Genomic DNA, 17,718 nt, shown 5'->3' with positions numbered 1-17,718 from the left:
AAAATCTCTGTGGGGTGTCACAGGGATTTTCTGCTAATACCGGATTGCCTTATACGAATATGGCTATAGGGTGATTTGTACTATTAGTACAAATAAGTAACGTAAAAACGTGAATAAGGTACATTGTATTATGAAGGGCATGCAGATACAATAGATAAAAGCTTATAAAACATATTTATCATATATGAATAAGAGGTATATGGAGGCGGGAGAAGTCATGATAATCCAGTTAAATAACAGTAATTTCAATGATTTTTTATGGAATTCCGAAGCGCTGCTGATGGTTATGTTTTATAAGGAAAACTGTATCCACTGTAATAAAATGAAAGCAGAATTGGAGGAGTTAGCAAAGGAAGCAGAGCACAAGGTCCTTTTTGGAAAAGTTGATGCGCAGGAGGAATATGAACTTTCAGACCGGTATGATATTAATTCCCTGCCCACGCTCCTGTATTTTTTTAAAGGTGAGAAAAAAGAATGCCTGGAAGGTTATTATTCCTCGCTGGTAATCCAGGCAAATATGAATAAATTGATACACTTACTGTCGTAAGAGAGCAGAAGGGAAAAGGAAGTCATATAAAGGAGAGAGTTTCGTATGGATATCAGATTAAAGAATATAAATAAAGTCTTTGGAAACTACAAAGCATTGGATGATGTGTCCTTTGAAATAGAAAAGGGAAAGCTGATTGGCTTGCTGGGACCCAGCGGCAGCGGGAAAACAACAATTTTAAGGATCCTGGCAGGACTGGAGTATCAGGATTCCGGCGACGTGTATCTGGATGGCGTGCTGGTAAATGAATTGTCTGCCAGCAGGAGGGGAATCGGTTTCGTATTTCAAAGTTATGGCTTATTTCCTTATATGACGGTTTACGACAACATAGCGTATGGCTTGAAGGTGCAGAAGAAAAGCAAGGACTATATTAAAAACAGAGTATCAGAACTGCTGGAGCTTGTTGAACTGCCGGGCCTTGAAAAACGGTACCCCTCCCAGCTTTCCGGAGGACAAATGCAGAGAATTGCATTTGCACGGGCACTGGCGCCGAATCCCCAGTTGCTGCTGTTAGATGAACCCTTTGCCGCAATTGATGCGAAAGTCCGTAAAGAACTAAGGAGCTGGCTGCGGGAAATGATAACAAAGATTGGAATTACAAGCATCTTTGTGACCCATGACCAGGATGAAGCGGTAGAAGTGGCCGATGAGATTATCATCACGAATAAAGGCAGAATTGAGCAGATCGGAACACCAATTGAACTATACAAAAATCCCAGAACCCCCTTTGTGGCCCAGTTTATCGGCCAATCCACGGTAATCGGGGAATACAGAAAATTAAAAGGCTTTGAAACACTGGAGGAAGGCTTTCGGGCAGTTATCCGTCCGGAGTTTATAAAAGTATATAAATACGGTGCCCAAAAGGAACATTTCAGTGTTTTGGAGGAGGGGATTGTAAGAAATGCTGTTTTTAGAGGGGATTGTACGGAGGTTACCATCGAAGTCAAGGGAAATTTACTGAAAACGATTCGTGCCCTGGATGATGAAGGAGTAGAGATTGGAGAAAAAGTACAATTACTCTTATCCAGATGCTATGTATTTGATGACGAAAAAGCATATTCGGTGACAAATAAGGGACTTGACGAGGCGGATACGTTTTACATATAAAGGGAGGACAGCATGAAGAGCAAAGAAAAACATACTGATGGGAATAAAAATGAACCCAAATTCTATTTGAAAGGAATACTGAAGTATTCTGCCAGAGGGGGATGGCTTTCCTGGCTGCTGATTCTTGTAATCTGGCAGTTGGTATCCCTTTCCTACTCGGATTATTTCCTTCCGGGACCAATATCGGTGGTCAGGAATTTTGGAGAGCTGATAAACAATGGTGTTCTATGGACGGATATTGTTTTCAGTGTGGAACGGGCAGGCAAAGGCTGGATTACCGGAATTGTCATGGCAGTGCCATTGGGGCTGTTAATCGGGAATTATGAGAAGGTAAGGTGGCTTGCCGAACCATTCCTGAACTTCTTCCGCTTTGTTCCGGTTCTGGCATTGACAAGTTTGTTTTTGATGTGGCTTGGAGTGGGAGAGGAATCAAAAATAGCACTGATTACATATGCAACCTTCTTTCCCATGCTGATTAATACAATTGCCGGGGTCGGGTCAACAAATAAAATTCTGGTAGAAGCGGCTCAGTGTATGGGGGCTTCAAAGTTAAGAGTGTTTTTGACCGTAGTGGTTCCGTCCTCCATTCCATTTGTTTTTACAGGGATACGCCTTGGTCTAAGCGGTTCCATCTTATGTGTAGTAGCGGCGGAGATGCTGGTAGCCAACAATGGTCTGGGTTACCTGATTTACAGCTCCCGTCTGTATTATAAAACAGAGTGGATGTTTGTAGGGATTCTGACGCTTGGGGTGCTGGGGTTTTCAGCAGACCGCCTCATTACATTTTTAGGGAGAAGATTTTTAAAGCAATACGGCGTAAAGTAAGAAAGCCAGCATCTGCTGTGGCATTTTGCAAACGCTTGGATAAAACTAAAAAAGAGAGGAAAAAGATATGATGAAAAATGGAAGAAAACGAATAGGCTTTATACTGACGGCATTCCTTGTTGCTTTTTCAGTCATCGGCTGCGGCAAGGCAGAAACCAAGACTACCAAAGATACGGACAGCAGTTCCGTACAGCAGACAGCTGCCGCTGATGGAAAGCTGCAGCCGCTGCGTGTGGCAGTAATGACAGGAATGTTCAACCACTACACGGCGCTGATTGGAAAAGAACAGGGAATATATAAAAAGCATGGCATTGATTTGCAGCTTACAGAATACCCGGCAGGTATCAATACAGTGGATGCCCTGGTAACCGGTCAGGCCGATCTTGGTTATGTGGCTGATTTTGCAATTGTAAACCGAATTGGCAATACGCTTGATTCAACGAATCTTGAGATTGTTTCAGAGGTTCAGGGCGGCCCTGTAAACGGAGGCTTATATGTGGATCCTAAGTATAAGGATAACCTGAAAGAGCTGGACGGAAAAGGTTTCATCAATACGGTCGGAACTGTTTCCGAATATTATAACAGTAAGATTTTTGAATATTTAGGTGTTGATGAGAGTAAGCAGAAGCTGCTAAACAGTGATAATCCCCAGACTTCCCTGGCTTTAGCACAACAGGGGGATGCCGCAGCGGTCTTCGCCTCAGGGGCCAACGCAAATCTTTATGAAGGCATCGGCTGGGTAAAGGGAGTTGACGCTTCTGAACTCAAGATTAATACCTATAGTTTTGATGTGGCAACGAAGGAATATAATAAAGATAATGCAGCGCTGATTGCACAGTATTTACAGGCAACACAGGAAAGCTATGAGTACATTGTCAGCCATTTGGATGAAGCGGCAGCCTATCTGGAAAAAACGCTGGGTGTGAAAGCTGATGTGGTGAAAGCAGACTGGTCTGTTGCAAAGTCCACCATTGGCTTTAGCGAGGAAGGAGCGCTTCAGCTGGAAACAATTGAGAAATGGGCATATCAGAAAGGTAAATTTAAACAGGATTATGCAATCCGGGACTATATTAATACAGACGCACTAAAAATTGCATTTCCTGATAAAATCACACTTGCCGGAAAATAATTTCGGAAGAAGAGGAAAAACAGAATAAAAGAAGGCGGGGGCAAGATGGTCTCACAAGTGACATATGAAAATTACAGAGATATCTTTTCAAAGAAGGAGAAGACACATGTAATAGAATTTTACCGAAAGACCTGCGGACATTGCAAAATGCTGGAACAGGAGCTGGAAGCTCTTTCGGGGGAAACGGATGCCGGTATTGAATTTGGCAGGGTGGATATTGAAGAACAGCCTTTTCTCTGGCAGCAGTTCGATATTATGTCCGTACCAACAGTAATGTTTTTTAGAAACGGAGAAATGAAGGAAAAGCTGATTGGGTACTGTCCTAAGAGCATAATTGCTGAAAATATCAAAAAAATAAGCAATCAAAATTAAAGGAGGATCTGTAATGGGATTACCGACAATATACCCTACCGGGGTTACATATTATGATAAAGATAAGACGTTTAACGGATATACGGTATATCCGTCATTAAAAGGAGCATTATTGATTGATATGAATGGAAATGAGGTTCAGTTATGGACCGGACTGGGAGGGTTTCCTAATAAAATTCTTCCGGGGGGCTATGTTTTTGGTACAACGGGAGAGCGCAATCCCAAATATGCCTACCAGGATCAGCTTGATTTAGTACAGGTTGACTGGGACGGCAAGATCGTCTGGAAGTTTGATCATACGGAACTGGTGGCAGATCCGGGCTCTGAACCCCGTTATGTGGCACGGCAGCATCATGATTTCCAGCGGGAAGGCTCCTCTACCGGATACTACGCTCCGGATTCGGCGCCCTATACCGATCATGGCAATACCTTAATCCTGACCCATGAAAACATCTATAATCATGCAATATCCGATAAGCGGCTGTTAGACGACAAGATTATTGAAGTGACCTGGGAGGGGGGAATTATCTGGACTTGGAGGGCCAACGAGCATTTTGATGAATTTGGCTTTGACGAAGCAGCTAAAAATGTCCTGTTCAGAGATCCGGGCGTAGCAAGGAATTTTGACGGTGACTGGCTGCATATCAACTCAATTTCTACCTTGGGGCCAAATAAATGGTACGATGCCGGTGATGAACGTTTTCATCCGGATAATATCATCTTTGATTCAAGAAATGCCAATATACTGGCGATCATTGAGAAGAAAACGGGAAAAATCGTCTGGAAACTTGGTCCTGATTTTAATGAGAATGAAGCAACAAAAAAGTTAGGCTGGATTATCGGGCAGCATCATTTTCATTTAATTCCCAAGGGCCTTCCGGGAGAGGGGGATTTTCTGGTATATGATAACGGCGGTGCAGGCGGTTACGGGGCACCCAACCCTTCCTCAAAATATGGCGTGAACAATGCTGTCCGTGATTATTCCCGTGTCTTGCAGTTTAATCCGCTGACCCTGGAGATTACCTGGCAGTATACACCTCTTGAAGCAGGGGCGATGCTATTTACGGATGCATCAAAGTTCTACAGCTCTTTTATCAGCTCTGCCCAGAGGCTTCCAAATGGGAATACCCTGATTACGGAAGGTTCGGACGGACGGATTTTTGAGGTAACGCCAGAGCATGAAATTGTATGGGAATACATCAATCCATATTTTAAGAAAATTCTTGGGAAATTCAACAGTAACATGGTATACCGTGCTTACCGCGTTCCCTATGAATGGATTCCGCAATTGGAGAAACCGGTTGAAACAGCCGTGGAGAAAATTGATATTTCTACCTTCCGTGTACCTGGGGCTTCTGCTTCCGAAGCCAGCGGAAAAGTTACTGTAACAGAAGGAATTGATTCCAATAAGAAAAGTCTGACCGGTATGGGTGATGAGGAAGAGGAACAGGTTAATTTCTGCGTTACAACAGTAACCAAGGATGATGCACTGTGAAACGGAAGATAGAGGTGAGGTAAATGGCAGTAGACTATGCCGCCCTGAAAAAGGGCGGTTTTATGAGGCAGATACAAAAAGGGTACTTTTCTTTGAGGCTTAAGGTGGTCGGAGGAAATCTGACCGGTGAGAATGTAAAGAAAATATATGAAGTGGCTGAAAAATACGGAGCAGGCTACATTCACCTGACCTCCAGACAGGGGGTTGAGATTCCCTTCGTTAAATTTGAGGATATCGAAGAAGTGAAAGAAGAGCTGCTTAAGGGAGGAGTCAAACCCGGGGTATGCGGACCGAGAGTCCGCACGGTAACTGCGTGCCAGGGCGTAAAAATCTGTCCCAGCGGATGTATTGATACCTATGACATTGCAGTAGAGATTGATAAACGATACTATGGAAAGGAACTCCCTCATAAATTTAAGTTCGGAGTTACCGGATGCCAGAATAACTGTCTGAAGGCAGAAGAAAATGATTTGGGAATCAAAGGCGGGCTTGATGTCAGCTGGGAGAAAGAAAGCTGTACCCTATGCGGAGTATGCGAAAAAGCCTGCCGTATCGGAGCAATTAAAATTGAGGGAGAAGAACTTCTTCTGGACAGAGAAAAGTGCAATAACTGCGGCCGGTGTGTGAAAGCCTGTCCCACAGACGCGTGGAAGGGAGAAGAAGGATATCTTGTATCCTTTGGAGGCCTTTTTGGAAACAGCATTCATAAAGGGGATCAATTTCTTCCGATTATAAAAGACAAAGAACAATTATACCGGATTACGGATGCGGCCATAGAATTTTTCAGGGAACATGGCAGACCGGGTGAGCGGTTTAAATATACGCTGGACCGTGTGGGTTTGGATGAATTCCGGGAGAGGATTGGGGAGGTGTATCATGGAACCATATCAGATTGATGAGACAGTGGATATTACGGACGTTGTCTGCCCTATTACTTTCGTAAAGGCAAAAGTTGCGCTGGAAGAGCTGGATGAAGGACAGATTATTTCCATTCGGATGAACGATGGTGAGCCGGTGCAGAACGTGCCCAGGAGTATAAAGGAAGAGGGGCATCAAATCTTAAAGCTGGTGAATAACAATGACGGGACATACAGTCTTATTGTGCGAAAGAGCGGGGAATAACTTATGGCTTTGCGGATCAGAGAAGAAAATTTTGATGAAGAAGTATTAAAATCAAAATTGCCTGTTATAGTAGATTTTTATTCGGACAGCTGTATGCCGTGCAGGCAATTGGGAGTAACTCTAAGCGAGCTGGAGGAAGATTACGGGGACAGAATTAAATTTGTAAAAGTCAATGTAAATTTTGATATTTCTCTGGCAGAAAGATATGGTGTCATGGCTTCGCCGACACTGCTATTTTTTAAAGAGGGAATAGAGCTCCACAGACTGAAAGGATTGACAAAAAAAGAGGTTTTAATAGAACATATCGAAAAAATAAAATAGCAGCCGGAGGGAAAAATTGAAATATGCTTATAACAATTTCAGGCGTAAGAAAAGAAGTAAAGGATGGAATCAGTGTCACAGAGCTGATTGTCAGCGAAAATGTGGAAAGCCCGGAGTATGTATCCGTTTCGGTAAATGATGATTTTGTGCTAAGAGAAGCTTTTGATACAACGGTTCTAAAAGAAGGCGATACCGTTGAGCTGCTATATTTCATGGGAGGGGGGAAGGGCTGTCAGTAGACAGCCTTATTGAGGTATGGCATTTACAAACGAGCAGTTGGAGCGTTATTCAAGGCATATTATATTAAAAGAAGTCGGAGCCAAGGGCCAGAAGAAGTTATTAAACAGTAAAGTTTTGATTATAGGTGCAGGTGGACTGGGAGCTCCCGCTGCCATGTATCTGGCGGCAGCAGGTATTGGTACAATCGGAATTGCGGATGCGGATGAAGTTGATTTATCGAATCTTCAAAGACAGATTATCCATGGAACGAAGGATGTCGGTAAAGCCAAGGTAAAGTCTGCAAAAGAAACTATGAATGAGATGAATCCGGATGTTACGGTGAATACCTACCGTACCTTTGTTACATCAGAAAATATTCTGGAATTAATAAAGGACTATGATTTTATTATTGATGGAACGGATAATTTTCCGGCAAAATTTTTGATTAATGATGCCTGTGTTATGGCGGGGAAACCATTTTCCCATGCCGGTATCATACGTTTTCAGGGGCAGCTGATGACCTATGTGCCGGGGAGAGGGCCCTGCTACCGCTGTGTATTCAAGAATCCTCCGCCAAAAGATGCAGTTCCCACCTGTAAACAGGCAGGAGTGATCGGAGCTATGGGAGGAGTGATCGGAAGCCTTCAGGCTATGGAAGCGATGAAGTATCTTTTAGGAATCGGTGATCTGCTGACAGGGTATTTGCTGACCTATGATGCCATTACGATGAACTTCCGTAAAATCAAGCTTCCGGCCGCAGATAAGAACTGCGGTATTTGTGGTGAACATCCGACGATAACAGAACTAATTGATTATGAACAGACAGTATGTGAAGGGTAGAGATTCCAGATTGCGATAGGCAGGGAAGAGGTTAGGATGCTTCGAATTTATAATAATGATTATCAAAAAATATTAAATCATGCTCTGAAGGAGCTTCCAAATGAAGCCTGCGGACTGATTGGAGGAACAATTGATCAGGAAGTTAAGGTGGTCAGGGAGGTTTATCTTCTTCGCAATGTGGATGAAAGCAGAGAGCATTTTTCCATGGATCCGCTGGAACAGCTTGCAGCGGTTAAAGACTTAAGAAAGAAGGGATATCAGCTCTTTGGCAATTTTCATTCCCATCCGGATACGCCGTCAAGGCCATCAGAGGAAGATAAGCGTCTGGCGTATGATTCCAATGCAAGTTACCTGATTTTGTCCCTCCAGGAGAGGGAAAGGCCGGTTCTGAAAGCCTTTTATATCGACGGTGAGATGGTAGGTGAAGAACCAATTGAATTCATATTACAAAAATAAGCTTGTTGACAATTGGCTGTAAGAATATAATAATCTAATAAGAGGAATGTTTTCTAACCAGTTAGGAAGCATATCTTCTTTTTCAAGGGGGATGGGGCTGCTGCAAGATTAGTCTAAAATGCAGCAGTTCCCTCTTTTGGTTTGTCAGGCAAGGTATATTTGATTAAACTGTTCAGAAAAGAGAATGAAAAATGTTTGTTATCAGTATAAGTCATAAAATAGCTCCCATCGAAATCAGGGAGATGTTTTCCTTTACAAAGGAGGAGCAGGAAGCATTTTTACATCAGGTTATGGAGCGGGGACACTTTGAGGAGTGTGTGCTGCTATCCACCTGCAACCGCTGTGAAGTGTATTTTACCGGAGTTCCGAAGGAACTCCAAGGTTCGAAGGAACTCCAAGGTTCGAAGGAACTCCAAGGTTCGAAGGAACTCCAAGGTTCGAAGGAACTCCAAGGTTCGAAGGAACTCCAGGCTGTTGCGGAGATGGAGAAGCTGCTGGTGGAGTTTAAAAAGACAAAGCTGGAGCTGTTGCTTAAGTACTTTTTGGTATATAATGGGGAAAAGGCGATGCAGCATCTGTTTTCTGTCACCTGTGGGATGGACTCAATGGTAATCGGAGAGGATGAGATACTGGGGCAGGTGAAAGAGGCGTATACCAATGCACTTAACCTGGGAGCTACAAAGTATCTGTTGAATACGTCATTTCAAGCAGCAATTACCTGTGCAAAAAGAATAAAAACAGATACCAGAATTTCAAAAACACCGGTGTCCATTGGAACCTTAGCGGCAAATGAAGTTTTTAATTTTGCGGGAAATAAAAAGTGTGTGCTCATTATCGGGCTAACCGGTAAAATGGGCACTATTATCATGAAGAACCTGTATGGAAGAGAGGATATACAAATCATAGGTACTTCCCGAAGCCACAATTCCATAGAGATAATAAACAGGGAATATCGGAATGTGAAAATGATTGATTTTAAAGCAAGATATGACTTCATGGATGAGGCTGATATTATTATCAGTGCGACAACCAGCCCTCATTATACGATCACCTTTCAGGAGCTTGCCGGGAATATCAGGACAGAGAAGGAACGTCTATTCATTGATCTGTCAGTACCTATGGATATTGACAAAGAAATTACCGGAGTAAGCGGCGTCACCATGCATGATATAGATTATTATAATCAGGTTTCCTTGCACAATACTCAGATTAAAGAGCAGGAAACAGTCAGGGCTGCGCAGATTATGGAGGAACACCTGGATATGGTAAAAAAGGAATTGACATTCCATTCCTTTCTGCCGGATATTCCTAAAATCAGCCAGGTGCTCGAAAAGCTGCCTTTAAAAAATGCTTTATATGAAATGAAGGACAGAGCAGACAGCCAGGAGCTGTCGGTCTTGGTGCAATTGCTTAGAAAGCTTATATAAATGGAGGTATGAATGGCTTATTTTCCTTTTTTTATAGATATAAAAAATAAAAAATGTATCATATACGGCGGTGGCAAGGTTGCCTACCGGAAAATCGAAGCTTTGCTTGATTTTGAAGCAGATATCACCGTGATTGCACCGGTTGTCAGTGAGGAAATCGCTGCTCTTGAAGGCAGGATTCATATAAACATCGGAGAATACGGGGAGAAGGAGCTGGAAGATGCTTTTTTCGTAATTGCTGCAACCAATAATTCAGCCATTAACGAGATGATAGCTAAGAATTGCAGGGACAGAAAAATACTGGTTAATGTGGTGGACGAACTTAGTAAATGTGATTTTCTGTTTCCGGCTTATATTAAAAAGGGAAGTATCTCTATCGGCGTTACTACTTCGGGACAGAGTCCTGTGATGGCAGGACATATCAGGAAAACAATAAGTGATAATTTGCCGGATACATATGAGGCTCTGGTTGAAACCCTTGGCGGTTACCGTGAATATGTCAAGAATAATGTTTCTTCTGAAAGTGAACGGGCTGATATCATGAAGGAGCTTGCCAGACTGGGTTTGAACAATAATGGGAAACTTAACGGCTTGGATGTCCAGAATGTTATCTCAAAATATATGAAGTAATCCAAAAGAATCAATTGCATAAAAAAGAAGCAGCAGAGAGCTGGAACGGAGTGATGTTTAGGTGAAAAATACGGTTCGGATTGGAACAAGGAAAAGTAAACTGGCAATGGTCCAGACGAATAGTATCATAAAGATGCTGGCACAGATTGCTCCAGAGCTTAATTTCGAAATTATCCCAATCAGTACGTTGGGGGATGAAATTCTGGATAAACCGCTAATTCAATTTGGCGGGAAAGGAGTGTTTGTGGATGCCTTTGAAGAGGCATTGCTAAGTGGTAAGATAGATCTTGCTGTTCATAGTGCTAAAGACATGACAATGCAGCTTCCTGAGGGACTTGGAATTATTGGGATACCAAAACGCGAAGACCCAAGGGACGTGCTGGTAACCTTTGATAAGGAACTCACTGACAGCATGAAAGCAGTGATTGGAACAAGCAGCCTTAGGAGGCAGTTCCAGATAGAACAGTATTATCAGGCGGAATGCAAAAACCTAAGGGGAAATGTCCCAACCAGACTGGAAAAGTTAAAAAACGGCGAATATGACGGAATTATTTTGGCAGCGGCAGGGTTAAAGCGGCTGGGTCTGATGGAGGAAAAACAATTGCATTACCGCATATTTTCCCCAGAGGAATTTGTTCCGGCTGCCGGTCAGGGAATACTTGCAGTGGAAGGACGCCTTCATGACGAATTGTCGGAAATTGTCGCAGGAATCAATGATAAAGAGACGGCAATCAGTCTGAAAGCAGAACGAAGAGTACTTGAAAGGCTGAATGCAGGATGCCATGAAGCAATTGGAGTCTATTCCGAAGTCAACAAGGATTTAATAAGAATTGATGCGGTTTATAAAAAAGGGGATAAAACTTTAAGGGTGAAGGAAGAGGCATTTACGGGAGATTATCTGAAAGCGGCTGACCGGACGGCAGATAAGCTGCTTGATTGTGTCTGCACTGCGCACACAGACTTAATATGCACAAAAAGCAGTGCAAAAATGAGGTGAAGTATGGAGAAAAGCGGTAAAGTATATCTTGTAGGCGCCGGACCGGGAGATCCAGCGCTGCTTACCCTTAAGGGACGAAGGCTTCTGCAGGCCTGCGATGCTGTAATCTATGATCGGTTGGTATCAGAAGAACTTCTGGACTATGCAAAGGAAGACTGCGAGCGAATTTTTGTCGGAAAAACGGTTGGGAATCATGCATTAAAGCAGGAAGAGATAAATCAAATTATAATTGAAAAAGCACTTACCCATCCGGTTGTTGTACGGTTAAAGGGGGGAGACCCCTTTGTATTTGGAAGGGGAGGAGAAGAAGTTCTTGCGTTAAAGGAACAGGGAATATCCTATGAGGTGGTTCCGGGTGTGACTTCTGCCATTGCTGCGGCAGCTTATGCAGGTATTCCGGTAACCCACAGGGGAAGCAGTCAGAGCTTTACGGTAATCACCGGACATACGGCAGAAGAGGAAGGTAATATCCCGGACAGTTTAACAAGTCTGGCCCAGACATCGGGCACTCTTATTATTTTAATGGGAATCAGTAATCTGGATAGAATCGCAGAGAAGCTGTTAGAAGGAGGAAAGCATCCGGATACGCCGGTTGCTGTCGTATCAAATGGTACAACCCCCTGGCAAAAGGAAGTACGGGGAAGCCTGGCAGACATATGTCAGAAAGTAAAGGAAGCTGGTATCAAAGCTCCTGCTGTTATCATAGTTGGCAGTGTGGCAGGTCTTGATATGAAAGCAACCATCAGATGTCCGTTATCGGGAGTTAACATAGGAATAACAGGAACAAGAGAAATAAGAGAAAAGCTGATACAGCAATTGCATGAACTTGGAGCAAACACTGTAACAGCCGGTTCTTTAGAGATAATAGATTATTCCGGGAAACCTGAATTTGACAGGGCATTAATGTCGCTGGAGCAATATCATTGGATTGTTTTTACAAGTTCCAATGCAGTTAACCTATTCTTTCAGAGGCTTGCTAAGCTTGGTATCGATCATAGAAAGCTTTCCCATATCCGGTTTGCGGTTGTTGGCAGCGGAACTTCGAAAATACTGATGCAATATGGCTATCATGCCGATTTGGTGCCGCAGCAGTATTCGGCCTTCCATCTGGCCCAGGAACTCTGCAACATAGTAACAGCAGAGGAAAAGCTTCTGATTCCAAGAGCAATGCAAGGATCAGAGGAGCTGATTACCGTATTAGATGATAATAATATTTCATATGAAGAGATAAAGATATATGATGTTGTAAGCAGTTATTATACGCCAGAGCCCGGGGAGAAGCAAATCGAGCGGTTGGATTACCTGGTTTTTGCCAGTTCTTCGGGAGTACATGGATTTTTCCAAGACAGCGACAGCAGTACAAGGGAATTGCTCGAGTGTACAAAGATAGTATGTATTGGTGAGGCTACCCAAAGAACATTATCAGAATATGGATATGCAAATACCCTGACTGCAAAAGAAGCAAGTGTTAAGGGAATTGTAGAATGTATCGTGGAAAACAACAGGAATGATGGAATAGAGTGAGGAAGAAACAGATGAAGCGCTTAAGAAGACTAAGAGTAAATGAAACAATGCGAAGTCTGGTCAGGGAGACGAAAATCCAGGTTTCAGAGCTGGTTTATCCGATATTTGTAATGGATGGAGAGAACATTAAAAACTTGATACCATCCATGCCGGGTATCCATCAATTCTCCATTGACCGTCTTAATGAGGAGCTGGAGAGAATTGTGCAAAGCGGTATATCGGGCATTTTAATATTTGGGATACCCCAGCATAAGGATGAGGAAGGAAGCGGTGCATACGACGATAACGGCATTACCCAGAGAGCTATCCGTTATATAAAGGAAAAGTATCCGAAGCTTCTTATAATAGCCGATGTCTGCCTCTGTGAGTATACCTCCCATGGGCACTGCGGTATCATAAAGAATGGCAGGGTCTTAAATGATGAAACACTGCCATTGCTGGCAAAAGCAGCGGTCAGTCTGGCGAAGGCAGGGGCTGATATCATTGCGCCTTCCGATATGATGGATGGACGGGTAAAAGCAATCAGGGAAGAATTAGATGGTAATGGATTCTTTGAAATAGCTATTATGGCATATAGTGCGAAATATTCTTCCGGTTATTACGCTCCTTTTCGGGAGGCAGCCCATTCGGCTCCCGGCTTCGGGGACCGGAAGACCTACCAGATGGATTATGCAAATGGCAGAGAAGCTATCCTTGAGGTAGAAGCGGATCTGGAGGAAGGTGCGGATATTGTAATGGTAAAACCTGCTCTGGCCTATCTGGATGTTATCAAAGGGGTAGCGGACAGCTTTGACTGCCCGGTGGCTGCTTATAATGTGAGCGGTGAATATTCCATGGTAAAAGCAGCTGCAGCCAACGGCTGGGTGGATGAGAAAAAAATTGTAATGGAAAATATTACGGCAATCAAAAGAGCCGGTGCCAGGATAATTATTACGTACCACGCTCTTGATATAGCCGGCTGGCTAAAGGAGGCATAGCGGTGAATACGGAAAAATCAGAGCTGCTCTATGAAAGAGCCATGGAATGTATACCGGGCGGTGTGAACAGTCCCGTAAGGGCATTCCGGTCAGTCGGAAGAACGCCATTATTCATTGATAGAGCCAAAGGCTCCAGAATCTATGATGCAGATGGAAACGAATTTATAGATTATGTGGGCTCCTGGGGACCGGCAATTCTTGGCCACGCGAGAGAAGAAGTGATAGAGGCAGTTACCAAGGCTTGTGAAAAGGGACTTACCTATGGAGCTCCCACAGAGAATGAAGTGATACTTGCAGAGCTAATCTCGGAGCTGATGCCGCCGATGGAAATGATTCGTCTTGTCAGTTCAGGGACAGAAGCGGTTATGAGTGCTATCAGAGTTGCCAGAGGCTATACCAAAAGGGATATGATTATCAAGTTCCGAGGTTGTTATCACGGACACAGTGACGGGCTTTTAGTGAAAGCCGGATCGGCTGCACTGACTACAGCTGTTCCGGATAGTGCGGGTGTTCCTGCCGCTTATACGCAGAACACGCTGGTGGCTGATTATAATGATACTGCTTCCGTAGAAAAACTATTTGAACAATATGGAAAGCAGATTGCAGCCATTATTGTGGAGCCGGTGGCGGCAAATATGGGAGTCGTACCTCCGAAAGAAGGATTTCTTTCATTTCTTCGAAGGATTACCGAAGAATATGAATCATTACTTATTTTTGATGAGGTAATCACAGGCTTTCGCCTTTCACTTGGCGGTGCCGCGCAGTATTTTCAGGTAAAACCTGACCTGATTACCCTGGGCAAGATTGTCGGAGGGGGAATGCCAATTGGCGCTTATGGAGGACGGCGGGAGCTTATGGAGAAAGTATCTCCTTTAGGCGATGTCTATCAGGCAGGCACGTTATCGGGAAATCCTATTGCTACAACAGCCGGAATAACTACTTTGAATATTTTGAAGAATACCCCCCGGATTTATGAGGAGCTGGAGAAAAAGGCGGACAAGCTTGCCAGGACTTTTCGTGAAGCGTCTAAGGGAAGAATATGGGTAAATCAGATTGCTTCCATTTTAAGTCCCTTTTTTACAAGCCTTCCGGCTGTTAATTATGAAAATGTAATTACTTCGGATGTTAAGAAGTATGCTTCTTATTTTAATTATCTCCTGGAAAAAGGCATTTATGTCGCGCCGGCACAGTTCGAGGCAATGTTTCTTTCGGATGCCCATAGCGAGGAAGACATTAAGGTGACCTGCGAAATTATACGGGAGTTTTTCAACCAATGTGAATAAAGGGCAGATAAAAGATGGATATGATTAGAAAGTATTGGATAATCAATAAAAGTCAGGCAAGAGGACATGATTGTCCTCTTGTTTTTTTATCTTATAGAATATTACGTCCTATAAGATAAAAAGCCCTACGGGCGGGATGCACATGATGCACCAGGGAAGGTGTCACTGCGTGACGGCACATCAGCGCCAGAGTCTGGCAAGCCAGACTCTTTCTTATCTTTTTAAATTGTCTATCTGATTGACAACAGGTAATTTATAATATATAATAAGTAACAATTGTTAGGTAACATATGATATATAAAGACAGAGTTAGGAGGGATTTTCGTGCCGCCCAAAATTAAGATCACAAAGGAAGAGATTCTTGATGTATCGATTCGCATGGTTCGGGAGAAGGGAATTGAAAGCTTGAATGCCCGTGATTTAGCAAAAGAAGTAGGCTGTTCAGTACATCCGATATTTCGTAATTTTTATTCCATGGATGGACTTAAAGCTGCAGTTTATAAGATGGCTGAGGGCATATATAATCAACGTATGATAAGTGCAAATGAACATTCAGAGGATGGGTTTCTTGGTATGGGCCTTGAATATATCAATTTTGCGAAGAATGAGAAAAATCTGTTTAAGCTGCTATTTATGACGGATGCATTCAAGGAGCAAAGTATAATGGATATTGTAGGAACTACAGAAGGAGACGAAGAAGTAATAGAAATGCTGTGTCAAAGAACCGGGTTAAGCGCAAAGGCAGCAAAAGAATTATACGCAGGTATTTGGATTACGACTCATGGCATAGCAGCTATGTTTGCAACGAATAACTGCCGGTTCAGTGATGAAGAAAATAAAAGATTATTAAATAATTCATTTATGGGATTAATACTAAAGTTGAAAAATGAGGAGGAACATAACATATGAAAAAATCTTATTCACAGAAACATCCGTACACTTCGGCCGTTCTTATTGGGCTGCTATGCACGTTTATGACAGCACTTGGAGCAGCAGTTCCGCAGATAATAGGACTGGATCCCGATGCACAGATAGCTGTAACTACATTTTTCCTCATGATTTCAATAGCTCTTGGTATCACTATTATGAAGAAATCCCGATTTTCGCTTTACGATTATGGATTCCGAAAAAGTGAAAAAGATACTACTCGGAAAATCTGGTGGTATATTCCGTTAATTGCCGTAGAGATAGTTCCCATTGCTATTGCCGGTTTCAGTACGAAGGTTACAGCACTGCAATATATTATTTTGTTGCTTTTTACAGTTGCGGTTGGCTTCAATGAGGAAATTTATTTTAGAGGACTGGCATTTAAAGTCATGGAAGAAAAAGGTAGAAAGAAAGCTATTATCTGGTCTTCTGCGGTATTTGGAGTCCTTCATCTTATAAATGTGTTGAATGGCAAAGATACATTATATCTTGTTTTACAGATGTTTTTTGCATTTCTGGTAGGATTTGTACTGGCAGAAATTGTGAGCATTACAAAAAGCCTCTGGGTAATTATTATATGGCATGCCGCCTATGATTATATTTCAAGTATTACAGGTGATGCCCTTGATAGAAAGGCTTTGATTATTCTTGCGATTCAGGTAGGAATTTTATTGGTATATGCCATATTCATTTGGAAAATGAGTAATGCAGAGGATGCGGTTATAGCTTAAGAAATATTTGAGCAAATATTTTCTGATTATGAAAATAAAATTAACAAGTAAAATATAATTTTTGCTGAAAGCACGTGAAATGTGATTTTTATATGAAGAATCTGTGAAATTCATACATTTATGTAAAAAAGCACTATAATATACTCAGAAGAAAAATAAACGTGCAAAGGAGAAAATGTAGTGAGCATTTCAATACAATCAACTGGGGCAAGCACCGGTACCAGCACCAGCAATCAATATGAAACAATAATTAATCAGTTAGAGGCTCAGCTGGAAACATATGAGGCAAAATTACAGACAGAAAATGATGAGAAGAAACAGGCGGAACTGAAGGAAAAAATACAAAGTCTTCAGACGCAGATTAAAAACTATCAGGCGAAGGAAACAAATAGGAGTACGCCTGATGAAGATACGGCCTCATCAGAGGAATCTGATATCTACAGCACCACCAGCACGAAATCCAATGCCACCGTGGAAATCAGCAGTGAAGGCAAAGCTTTGGCTGAAGCAATGCAGGCAATGGAAAAGAAGCAGGATCCACTAAAAGAAGAGAAAAGTGAAAACGAAGGAAATAATACAGATGAGAAAAACAAACAAGCAGCCGAAACCCTTGGAAGTAATATCTCTGTGTTAATTTAGTTTTCTCTGTATTGAATTAGGTAAGACTGTATTGAGTAAGAAAGAATAATATATACATACACCCTGCATGAATAACGGCAGGGTTTTTCTTTGGTTTAAGCTGATGGACTATTAATTGAGTCTTGTGGTGTTTTGCTGTATAATGGCAAT

At 42.5% G+C, this 17,718-nt stretch carries 21 protein-coding genes; all 21 read left to right on the top strand.

The features are described 5' to 3' along the window. Positions 1-217: 217 nt before the first annotated feature. Complete coding sequence (locus BUF11_RS08205; protein ID WP_207665471.1) at positions 218-547, top strand: thioredoxin family protein; 330 nt, start codon at positions 218-220, stop codon at positions 545-547. Between the two features lie 45 nt (positions 548-592). Continuing rightward, positions 593-1,654, top strand: coding sequence for a sulfate/molybdate ABC transporter ATP-binding protein (locus BUF11_RS08200; protein ID WP_073588337.1), 1,062 nt, complete (start codon positions 593-595; stop codon positions 1,652-1,654). Positions 1,655-1,666: 12 nt separating this feature from the next. Continuing rightward, positions 1,667-2,479 carry an ABC transporter permease gene (locus tag BUF11_RS08195; protein ID WP_139243333.1) on the top strand — a complete coding sequence of 271 codons (813 nt, stop codon included), beginning with the start codon at positions 1,667-1,669 and terminating at the stop codon, positions 2,477-2,479. 67 nt (positions 2,480-2,546) lie between these two features. Beyond that, complete coding sequence (locus BUF11_RS08190) at positions 2,547-3,608, top strand: ABC transporter substrate-binding protein (RefSeq protein WP_073588336.1); 1,062 nt, start codon at positions 2,547-2,549, stop codon at positions 3,606-3,608. Positions 3,609-3,653: 45 nt separating this feature from the next. Next, positions 3,654-3,980, top strand: coding sequence for a thioredoxin family protein (locus tag BUF11_RS08185; protein ID WP_073588335.1), 327 nt, complete (start codon positions 3,654-3,656; stop codon positions 3,978-3,980). Positions 3,981-3,993: 13 nt separating this feature from the next. Further along, on the top strand, positions 3,994-5,475 hold the full coding sequence (locus BUF11_RS08180; RefSeq protein WP_073588334.1) for an aryl-sulfate sulfotransferase: 1,482 nt from the start codon (positions 3,994-3,996) through the stop codon (positions 5,473-5,475). 23 nt (positions 5,476-5,498) lie between these two features. After that, entirely contained in the window at positions 5,499-6,371 is an 873-nt protein-coding gene (locus BUF11_RS08175) for a 4Fe-4S binding protein (RefSeq protein ID WP_073588333.1), read from the top strand. After that, positions 6,352-6,597 (top strand): sulfurtransferase TusA family protein, encoded by a 246-nt coding sequence (locus BUF11_RS08170; RefSeq protein ID WP_084558552.1) that lies wholly within the window; start codon positions 6,352-6,354, stop codon positions 6,595-6,597. The genes BUF11_RS08175 and BUF11_RS08170 overlap by 20 nt, the downstream gene beginning before the upstream one ends. Before the next feature lie 3 nt (positions 6,598-6,600). Then, positions 6,601-6,918, top strand: coding sequence for a thioredoxin family protein (locus BUF11_RS08165; RefSeq protein ID WP_073588331.1), 318 nt, complete (start codon positions 6,601-6,603; stop codon positions 6,916-6,918). A gap of 23 nt (positions 6,919-6,941) precedes the next feature. Beyond that, the gene (gene thiS / locus BUF11_RS08160) at positions 6,942-7,157 is read left to right on the top strand and encodes a sulfur carrier protein ThiS (RefSeq protein WP_073588330.1); all 216 of its coding nucleotides are present in this window, start codon (positions 6,942-6,944) and stop codon (positions 7,155-7,157) included. Between the two features lie 16 nt (positions 7,158-7,173). Next, entirely contained in the window at positions 7,174-7,977 is an 804-nt protein-coding gene (locus BUF11_RS08155; protein WP_073588329.1) for a HesA/MoeB/ThiF family protein, read from the top strand. Positions 7,978-8,013: 36 nt separating this feature from the next. Next, positions 8,014-8,433, top strand: coding sequence for a M67 family metallopeptidase (locus BUF11_RS08150; RefSeq protein ID WP_073588328.1), 420 nt, complete (start codon positions 8,014-8,016; stop codon positions 8,431-8,433). Positions 8,434-8,624: 191 nt separating this feature from the next. Beyond that, a complete protein-coding gene (hemA, locus tag BUF11_RS08145; RefSeq protein ID WP_073588327.1) occupies positions 8,625-9,860 on the top strand; it encodes a glutamyl-tRNA reductase in 1,236 nt (411 codons plus the stop codon). 12 nt (positions 9,861-9,872) lie between these two features. Then, positions 9,873-10,490 carry a precorrin-2 dehydrogenase/sirohydrochlorin ferrochelatase family protein gene (locus BUF11_RS08140; RefSeq protein ID WP_073588326.1) on the top strand — a complete coding sequence of 206 codons (618 nt, stop codon included), beginning with the start codon at positions 9,873-9,875 and terminating at the stop codon, positions 10,488-10,490. Between the two features lie 61 nt (positions 10,491-10,551). Continuing rightward, positions 10,552-11,487 (top strand): hydroxymethylbilane synthase, encoded by a 936-nt coding sequence (hemC, locus tag BUF11_RS08135; RefSeq protein ID WP_073588325.1) that lies wholly within the window; start codon positions 10,552-10,554, stop codon positions 11,485-11,487. Between the two features lie 3 nt (positions 11,488-11,490). Then, positions 11,491-13,011, top strand: a complete 1,521-nt coding sequence (gene cobA / locus BUF11_RS08130) for a uroporphyrinogen-III C-methyltransferase (RefSeq protein ID WP_073588324.1) — start codon at positions 11,491-11,493, stop codon at positions 13,009-13,011. Positions 13,012-13,022: 11 nt separating this feature from the next. Further along, positions 13,023-13,988 (top strand): porphobilinogen synthase, encoded by a 966-nt coding sequence (gene hemB / locus BUF11_RS08125; protein ID WP_073588323.1) that lies wholly within the window; start codon positions 13,023-13,025, stop codon positions 13,986-13,988. Between the two features lie 2 nt (positions 13,989-13,990). Further along, positions 13,991-15,271, top strand: coding sequence for a glutamate-1-semialdehyde 2,1-aminomutase (gene hemL, locus BUF11_RS08120; RefSeq protein WP_073588322.1), 1,281 nt, complete (start codon positions 13,991-13,993; stop codon positions 15,269-15,271). A 324-nt stretch (positions 15,272-15,595) separates the two neighbouring features. Then, the gene (locus BUF11_RS08115; RefSeq protein ID WP_073588321.1) at positions 15,596-16,180 is read left to right on the top strand and encodes a TetR/AcrR family transcriptional regulator; all 585 of its coding nucleotides are present in this window, start codon (positions 15,596-15,598) and stop codon (positions 16,178-16,180) included. After that, entirely contained in the window at positions 16,177-16,929 is a 753-nt protein-coding gene (locus BUF11_RS08110) for a CPBP family intramembrane glutamic endopeptidase (RefSeq protein ID WP_073588320.1), read from the top strand. Before BUF11_RS08115 ends, BUF11_RS08110 begins: the two co-directional genes overlap by 4 nt. A gap of 180 nt (positions 16,930-17,109) precedes the next feature. Continuing rightward, positions 17,110-17,568, top strand: a complete 459-nt coding sequence (locus BUF11_RS08105) for a hypothetical protein (protein WP_073588319.1) — start codon at positions 17,110-17,112, stop codon at positions 17,566-17,568. The last annotated feature ends 150 nt before the right edge of the window (positions 17,569-17,718 follow it).

Source organism: Anaerocolumna xylanovorans DSM 12503, assembly GCF_900143645.1.
GTDB lineage: Bacteria > Bacillota > Clostridia > Lachnospirales > Lachnospiraceae > Anaerocolumna > Anaerocolumna xylanovorans.
Note: the sequence above shows the minus strand (reverse complement) of the source record. Positions and strands in the feature narration are given on the sequence as shown.